The sequence below is a fragment of the Paraburkholderia sp. BR10923 genome, from assembly GCF_040948765.1.
Lineage (GTDB): Bacteria > Pseudomonadota > Gammaproteobacteria > Burkholderiales > Burkholderiaceae > Paraburkholderia > Paraburkholderia youngii.
Genome location: NZ_JBFPKO010000134.1, coordinates 1 through 894, shown reverse-complemented (window position 1 = coordinate 894; position 894 = coordinate 1). Strand labels below are relative to the sequence as shown.

The window sequence follows — 894 nt, the reverse complement described above, 5'->3', positions numbered from 1 at the left end:
TAACAAAATGAGTTCTTCAGCTTTCGCCAGCAGATGATGCAGCAGGCAATTTTCATGAAGGCTTCATGGATGAATGCAAGCCGTTCGAAGCGGATGCGCAGTCGTCGAAAGTTATGAAGCCACGAAATGGTGCGCTCGACCACCCAGCGTGTTTTGCCCAGTCCGCTGCCGTGGGGCTCGCCGCGTCGGGCGATTTCAGTCGCGATGCCGGCTGCGTGTAGCGGACGGCGGTATTTGTCGTGATCGTAGCCCCGATCGCCTTGAACAATGCGGGGCTTCGAAAGCGGCCGGCCACGCTTGCCAGCAATGGGTGGGATGGCGTCAACCAGTGGGTGAAGCTGGGTAACATCGTTACGGTTGGCGCCCGTGAGAATTACCGCGAGCGGGATGCCCTGCGCTTCGGTGATGAGGTGGTGCTTTGAACCGGGTCGCGCGCGGTCCGTGGGATTCGGTCCCGTTTTTGACCTGCGCCCACGGCGCGGATCGAGGAGGAATCGACGACGACACGGGACCAGTCAATCTGGTCAGCCGCGCGCAGCCTGGCGAGCAGGACTTCATGCAGTCGGTCCCAGACGCCAGCAGCCTGCCAGTCCCGCAGACGGCGCCAGCAACTCATGCCGCTGCCGCAGCCCATCTCGCGTGGCAGCAGGTCCCAGCGCAGGCCTGTCTGAAGGATGAATAGGATGCCAGTGAGCAGCGCACGATCATCGAGCGGCCTGCGCCCAGGATAACGGCTTCGCCTTGGTTTGGGAGGGGGCAGTAACGGTTCAATGAGTGCCCAAAGTTCGTCGTCGAGTATGGGTTTAGCCATGTCCTTTTCGTCGTCGAAACAATGAAAAGGTTAACAGGATTCATCGAGAGTAAACAGCCCCTTTGTTCATTTTGTTAAGGTTT

General features: G+C 59.2%; 1 protein-coding gene. It reads right to left on the bottom strand.

Annotated elements, in window-relative coordinates:
• Positions 1-811 (bottom strand): IS5 family transposase gene (locus tag AB3X94_RS41760; RefSeq protein ID WP_176105867.1). Its coding sequence is split into 2 segments (ribosomal slippage), with 812 coding nucleotides annotated over them: positions 1-463 and positions 463-811; the frame shifts between segments, so codons are not numbered across the junction. This gene is flagged as partial in the annotation.
• Between the last annotated feature and the right edge of the window lie 83 nt (positions 812-894).